Source organism: Nocardia sp. NPDC057440, assembly GCF_042802915.1.
GTDB lineage: Bacteria > Actinomycetota > Actinomycetes > Mycobacteriales > Mycobacteriaceae > Nocardia.
This window is the reverse complement of record NZ_JBHVDF010000006.1, coordinates 36,005-42,123: the sequence shown is the minus strand read 5'-3', so window position 1 is coordinate 42,123 and position 6,119 is coordinate 36,005. Positions and strand designations below refer to the sequence as shown.

Genomic DNA, 6,119 nt, shown 5'->3' with positions numbered 1-6,119 from the left:
GGGACGCGGGGCGGGGTGGGCGGGGGCCGGGGGGGGGGCCCGGCCTGTCGTTCTAGTTTTTGTTTTGTCTCGTTTTGGGGGGCACGGCCGGCATCGGCATCGCCGACCAACTCCGCGACGCCATGATCGTCGGTGGGCGCGGCCGCGATTCTGGTGCATAGACCGCTACGGCCTGCTCACCGAGTCGTGCCCGGGCTCCGCGACTTCCGGAGTTCCCTACACCCGCCCTGTCGCCGAGGTCCGCGAATAGGATGAGTACGCAACAGAATCCGGCGTCCGCCCGGCCGAAGTAGCACGTCGAGTGCATCCGACGGTTCTCATCGGCACCTCCACCGAGCATGGCGTGTTCTCCGAGACGATCGTGCGGTACATGCCCTTACCGAGGGAGCTTTTTCCGACGGCGCCGCCGGGAAGGGCGGGATCGCCGGCGGAATTTGTCGTGTGACAGCTCTTCAAAGGAAATCGGAGAGGACTTCGTTGAAGCGCTCCGGTTCCTCGAAGAACGGCACATGACCGCTGTGCTCGAACCGCACCGCCTTCGCGGCGGGAAGCTGTCCTGCGAGCCATTCCTCGAGTGGACCCGGGAAGATTTTGCTGTGCGCGCCGTAGATCAGCAGTGCGGGCACGGTGACCTCGGGCAGGACCGACCGGAAGTCCGCGAAGGACATGTCGTACCAAATGGCACATGCCGCCGACGTCGACATTTTCGTCGTCTCCGCATACACGGCGTCGATCACCTCGTCGGGCGGTGTTTCGGCGAAGCAGGCGGCTATGAACGGCTTGATCACCGACGGGCGGGCGTGCTTCACCGCCTGCACGAACACGGCGAGGTCGCTCTGCGAGTAGCCACCTTGCAGCGGGAACTCCCACCCCGCCGAGTCGAGGAAACGCGGTGACTGATCGATGAAGGTCACCGACCGCAGCTGGTCACACCCGAATTGTTGAATGTAGGCGAGTATCACCGCGGTGCCCATCGACCATCCCACCAGGGACACGTCCTCGAGCGAGAGATGGTGGAGCAGGCTGCGGATGTCACGCGCGTACTGCGCCAGGGTGTGGCCGTCGTCGGTTTTCCCGGAGGCGCCGTGCCCACGAAGATCGACATTGATCACCCGATTCCCCTCCGCCAACGCAGGCACGTTCTGTGCCCAGAAGGTGGTGTTCATCGTCCAGCCGTGAATAAGCACGACGGGACGACCGGCACCGTGATCCTCGTAGTACATCGGCACACCATCCGGCAGTTCCAGGTATGGCATCAACGACCTCCAGCTCGTGAGAAGAAGTGCTGTCACACAATGGCGTGCCTGCGGTAGCAAGGCCAAGGTGGAGAGCTGGGGTTGCATCAACGTTGCAGCGAGAGGCAACCCGTTGTCAGAGTCATGGCAACGTGCTTACTCTGGTTTCGAGCCCTACGGACGCCCTGACTCGGCGACCGGCGGGACCTCTCCGAATCGACCGGAATACCACGAGGCGAACGCATTTGGTGACAGGGCAGACGCATGTGATGCGTGCAGACGTGCGCGCCTCATGGGATCGTGCACAACGTCGAGGTCTGCATCCGGACCGGCATCTGCCCGATGTCGGATTGGCCGAAGACGAGGTCCGGACCTGGCGCAGGGACCATCAGATGGCTTCGGTATGGCCGATACTGTTCGCGAGCCTGGAGAGTGCGGCGTTCGAGCCGGGGCACGTGTTGTTCGGTGGCGACGCCGACGGCCATCTGCTGTGGGTACAGGGTGATCCCACCACTCGCCGGGTGGCGGAACGCGCAAACCTTGTCCCAGGAGCGCGATGGCACGAAGCCGAAGCCGGTACCAATGGTGTCGGCACGGCCCTGGCCCTCAGCAGACCCTTCCAAGTTCGCGGAACCGAGCACTACCTGTCGGTTGCCGCGGACTTCACCTGCACCGCGGCCCCCATCAGAGACCCGGTCAGTGGTGCGGTGATCGGGGTCGTCGACGTCACCTGCAAGCTCCGCAACATGAATTCGCTTGCGCTGCCGCTGATTACCACCGCGGCGCGACTCGCGGAGGCGCATCTGCGTGATCTCGCCCGGCAACGTCATGCCGAGATACTTACCCGCTACCACGACCGCGTCCTCAATCGTGTCGGCGGCCACTGGGCTCTGATCTCGCAAGAGGGGCGGTTGTTGGATGCCGCTCCGTCGAGCTGGCTGCCTGCTGTCTGGCCGGTCCCCGTGATAGAGGGCGAAACCGAACTGCCCGATGGACGTCGGGTCGTTGTCGAACGACTCTCGCCGGGCGGCGGACCGTTCTCCGTCTATGCCCTGCCGGACCAGGCTTCCGGCCGACAAGCCCCACAGGTGACTTCGCTGGGCCGTAACCGTGCCGTGCTGTGGATGGATGGGGTCGTCCATGAGCTCAGTCTCCGGCACAGCGAGCTGGTGGTGCTGCTGCTCGCCAACCCTGATGGACTGACTGCGGCGGCATTGGCCGAAGAGCTGTACGGGAATGCCGGAAAAACAGTGACGGTGCGCGCGGAGCTCGCCCGGCTGCGACGAATCGTCGGCTATCGCCTCTCGTCGGATCCGTACCGCCTGGACAGCCGAATCCGTACCGATTTCCAGCAACTGGAAGCAGACGTCGCGAGGGGCGCTGTGGGTGATCTACGGAGCAGATATCCAGGCCCGCTGCTACCGGGATCACAGGCCCCGGGCATTCGGCGGATACGACAGCGACTCCACAACCGGCTGATGCCCGATCGTCCGGCGGAGTAGCGGCCGGGGTCGCGACAGAACAGGAAGCCCCTGCACATTGCCCGACCAGAAGTAGTCGACAGGCTGCGGTCATACTGTCGACACCCCAACCGATACATGCCCGAATCCGGCACTCAGGGACTTATTCTGCCCACGTGACAGGGGAACCGGCGCTCTCAGCGCAACCATTCCGGCGGTGGGTGCCGCTGCTGGTCGTCGGTGCTGTGCTGGCGGCGGGTGGGGCCGCCACCCGACCGTTCAGTTGGTCGGCGACCGTGCTGGTGGTGGTGCCGGTGGTCGTGGTTTCGGTGCTGGCGTTGCGCGCGCGGCCCGAGCGGATTCCACGTACCGCCCGGCTGCGGCGCGGAGTGGCCGTCTGGTCGACGCTGCTGGTCGCGGCGTCGGTGTGGGAGGTGTATGCTTTTGCGCGGCAATCGGATTGGACACGGCCGAGCGAGTTACACCCGACCTTGTCGACATTGCTGGATCCAGCACTGGAGCAGTGGCCTTTGCGGTTCGCCGGATGGCTGGTGTGGCTGGGTGCCGGCTGGTGGCTGGTGTCGCGATGAGCGATCGGGTGCTCGTCATCGTCGGGTTCGTGCTGGTGCTGGTCGTTACGCTCGGCATGGTCGTGGTCACGCATGTGCGCCGGGATCTGGTCGCGCCCGTGGGGGAAACGATTGCGTACCTCACGCGCACTCGGGTGGCGAGGATTGCCGCTGTGCTGGTGTGGGCGTGGGCCGGCTGGCACTTTCTCGCGCGGTAGGGACAACCGTGACGATGCTGGCGCGGGCGAAACCCGGTGCTACGTCTGGGCTTGGATTCCACCGCATCGAATGTGTCCGCTGAACGCATTCACCAATCGTGCTTCGGTATCAGCTCTGCCTTTGCTTCTGCGAGCAGGTCGGATTGGAGCGCCGAGCAATGAGCCCACCAGTCAGGGAAGGTCGCAGGGTCCCGAACGGCGTCGTGCAAGCCACGGGCATGAGCAACTACGCGGTCCCGCAAAGCGTCCGAGCAGATGATCTCGACCCGCTTCTCTGCTAGCCAGACGCTTTCGATCAGCGGCTTCATCTCGGCGGGGGTACCTCCACGCTCGCGGATATCGAGCTCTCCCTGCAGTCGCTGCGTTGTCTCGAAGTAGTCGATGATCGCTGACTTCACCTCCTCTCTGCGGGCAAGACGACTCTCCGCGCGGAACTTGAGCTTCGCTGCGCGGGCCGAACTCCGTTGCACCATAAGCGTTGCCGATGCGCCGAGCCCCGCGCCGAAGAGTGGCAGCAGGCCCGTGACCAACGTTGAAACAACCCCTGTCGACATGACTCCAATTCTCGCGATCAGTTGCCGATCTTGATCCTGATTGCCCACTATTGCCGCGATATGCCTGCCATGTCACTGCCCCACGACAAATTCAGGACGACCCGTGTCGAACGGGTGCGGCCTGTGACAGTCGAGAAACGGTCCTACCGGCGGTCAGGCGGAAGCCTTCTCCCCACGGTGCGAAGGACCTTCTCGTTCCGCGGCTGCGTCCGGCGGCCCACGGGAGATCCTCCCAGGCCGACGGTGCCAATGTATGCGCGCGCACCGCCGCTTCGCTTCGCGAGGAGATTGCCCGTCCATAGCGGGCGACAACGGAAAAGGAGGGTATTCACTCCTTCCCACTCTCAACTTATAGCGCACCGGTGGGCTTGCGGCAAGACCCGGGTTGTACTGCATACTCGTCGACCTAAGCCAGAACCTGCGGAAATGGGAGTAACGAGTGACGGACATCGACGTAATCATCGTGGGCGCGGGCCCGAGTGGCCTGATGCTGGCCGGTGAGCTACGCCTGGCCGGAGTGCGAACGCTGGTACTGGAGCGGCAGTCGCAGCCGCGAGACACCCCGAAGGCCAGCGGTATCGGCGGGCGGATCCTGGACCTGCTGCGCTACCGGGGCATTCTGGATCGATTCGAAGCAGCCAGCAGCAACCCCAACGTGCCTCCCCGATTCCCGTTCGGCAATCTGCATTTGGACCTCACACAACTGGCGGATCCCCCGATGCGGGCGTTGCCGCTCCAGCAATGGGAAATCGAGCGACTGCTCGACGAACGCGCCCGCGAACTCGGCGCCGACATCCGTCGTGGACACGAGGTGGTCGGGTTGAGCCAGGACGATGCCACGGTGACCGCGGACGTGCGCGGGCCGGACGGGCCTTACCAGCTGACCGCTCGATACCTGGTGGGCTGCGACGGCGGGCGCAGCCGGGTCCGCGACATGGCGGGTATCCCCTTCCCTGGCATCACATATCCGGAGGTCAACCGGCTGGCCCAGGTCGCAGTGCACGATTCGGTGACCGTGCTCGACAACGGCGACATCGACGTACCCGGGCTGGGCAGGATCCATGCGGGTTTCACCCGAACAGGCCGCGGTGTGTTCGCGTTCGCGGTCATGGACGGGATGCTGTCGATGCAGACCACCGAAGACGAGTCCACCGAATACGACGACGACGAGCCGCTGACCATGACCGAGCTCGCCGACAGTGCTCGTCGGGTGCTCGGCGCGGATCTCCCCCTGGGAGAACCGATTCGGCTGTCGCGCTACACCTTCAAGGATCGGCAGGTCGAACGATACCGCGATGGGCGAATCATGCTGGCCGGTGATGCGGCCCACCTGCTTCCCGCCACCGGCACGGCGCTCAATGTCGGCATGCTCGACGCGGTCAATCTTGCCTGGAAGCTGGGCGCCGACATCCACGGCTGGGCGCCGGCCGGCCTGCTGGACACGTATCACGACGAGCGTCACTTTGCCGGCGCACGTGCGCTGAAGCAGACCCGGGCCCAGGTGGCACTGCGGCGCGGACAGGACCTCGCCGCTGAGGCACTGCGGGAAGTCTTCCAGGAACTGCTCCTCGACGAGCCGGCATTGCGCCGCATGGGAGCCCTTGTCGGCCACGCCGACATCCGCTATCCGATGCCGGGCTCCGACCGCCATGCCTTGACCGGAACCTTCGCACCCGACCTCACCCTGCACACCGACCGGGGCGTCACCACCGTCGCGGAACTCATGCGCACCGCACGGCCCGTCCTCCTCGATCTCGCCGAACGTCCTGAGCTCCGCGAGATCGCCGGAGAGTGGCAGGATCGGATCGAAATCCGCACCGCGAAAACCGATGACCGACCGGCCGACGCCCTTCTGATCCGCCCGGATGCCCACATCGCCTGGGCCGCAACGATCGACGAACCTGCCGATCTCGCCGCGCTCGCGCTGCGAGAAGCGCTCTCCGGCTGGTTCGGCGCACCCTGAACCTGTACGACTCCGGCCGGTGCGTCGACGCACCCGCCGGAGTCGATCGGCGGGGTTGCGCGGGGCGCCGCCCCCAAACCCCATGCGCGCGGGGGGGCAAGGGGAGGACCGCACCCCCCC

The 6,119-nt window shown here is 65.4% G+C and carries 6 protein-coding genes and 1 pseudogene; 5 read left to right on the top strand and 2 right to left on the bottom strand.

Annotated features, from left to right (window positions below; all coding sequences use genetic code 11):
• Window positions 1–295: 295 nt before the first annotated feature.
• Window positions 296–445: pseudogene (locus tag ACFU4Z_RS13865) on the top strand (malic enzyme-like NAD(P)-binding protein); the annotation flags it as partial.
• Window positions 446–452: 7 nt separating this feature from the next.
• On the opposite strand, the gene ACFU4Z_RS13860 reads toward ACFU4Z_RS13865, so the two are convergent.
• Window positions 453–1,256 carry an alpha/beta fold hydrolase gene (locus ACFU4Z_RS13860; protein ID WP_379062664.1) on the bottom strand — a complete coding sequence of 268 codons (804 nt, stop codon included), beginning with the start codon at window positions 1,254–1,256 and terminating at the stop codon, window positions 453–455.
• Between the two features lie 227 nt (window positions 1,257–1,483).
• On the opposite strand from ACFU4Z_RS13860, the gene ACFU4Z_RS13855 reads away from it, so the two are divergent.
• The 3 genes from ACFU4Z_RS13855 to ACFU4Z_RS13845 all read left to right on the top strand — a co-directional run bounded on the left by ACFU4Z_RS13855 (window position 1,484) and on the right by ACFU4Z_RS13845 (window position 3,482).
• A complete protein-coding gene (locus tag ACFU4Z_RS13855) occupies window positions 1,484–2,737 on the top strand; it encodes a GAF domain-containing protein (RefSeq protein WP_379062662.1) in 1,254 nt (417 codons plus the stop codon).
• A 134-nt stretch (window positions 2,738–2,871) separates the two neighbouring features.
• Entirely contained in the window at window positions 2,872–3,285 is a 414-nt protein-coding gene (locus ACFU4Z_RS13850; RefSeq protein WP_379062660.1) for a hypothetical protein, read from the top strand.
• Complete coding sequence (locus ACFU4Z_RS13845) at window positions 3,282–3,482, top strand: DUF6186 family protein (protein ID WP_379062658.1); 201 nt, start codon at window positions 3,282–3,284, stop codon at window positions 3,480–3,482. Before ACFU4Z_RS13850 ends, ACFU4Z_RS13845 begins: the two co-directional genes overlap by 4 nt.
• Window positions 3,483–3,571: 89 nt before the next feature.
• Here the strand turns inward: ACFU4Z_RS13845 and ACFU4Z_RS13840 are convergent, their stop codons facing one another.
• On the bottom strand, window positions 3,572–4,036 hold the full coding sequence (locus ACFU4Z_RS13840) for a hypothetical protein (RefSeq protein WP_379062656.1): 465 nt from the start codon (window positions 4,034–4,036) through the stop codon (window positions 3,572–3,574).
• A gap of 439 nt (window positions 4,037–4,475) precedes the next feature.
• On the opposite strand from ACFU4Z_RS13840, the gene ACFU4Z_RS13835 reads away from it, so the two are divergent.
• Window positions 4,476–5,999: an FAD-dependent monooxygenase gene (locus ACFU4Z_RS13835; RefSeq protein ID WP_379062654.1), complete on the top strand. Its 1,524-nt coding sequence runs from the start codon at window positions 4,476–4,478 to the stop codon at window positions 5,997–5,999.
• Window positions 6,000–6,119: the final 120 nt, after the last annotated feature.

Excerpts from the sequence above, each read along its gene's own strand:
- ACFU4Z_RS13860 (WP_379062664.1), bottom strand. The coding sequence starts at position 1,256 with ATGCCATACCTGGAACTGCCGGATGGTGTGCCGATGTACTACGAGGAT.
- ACFU4Z_RS13845 (WP_379062658.1), top strand. The coding sequence starts at position 3,282 with ATGAGCGATCGGGTGCTCGTCATCGTCGGGTTCGTGCTGGTGCTGGTC.
- ACFU4Z_RS13840 (WP_379062656.1), bottom strand. The coding sequence starts at position 4,036 with ATGTCGACAGGGGTTGTTTCAACGTTGGTCACGGGCCTGCTGCCACTC.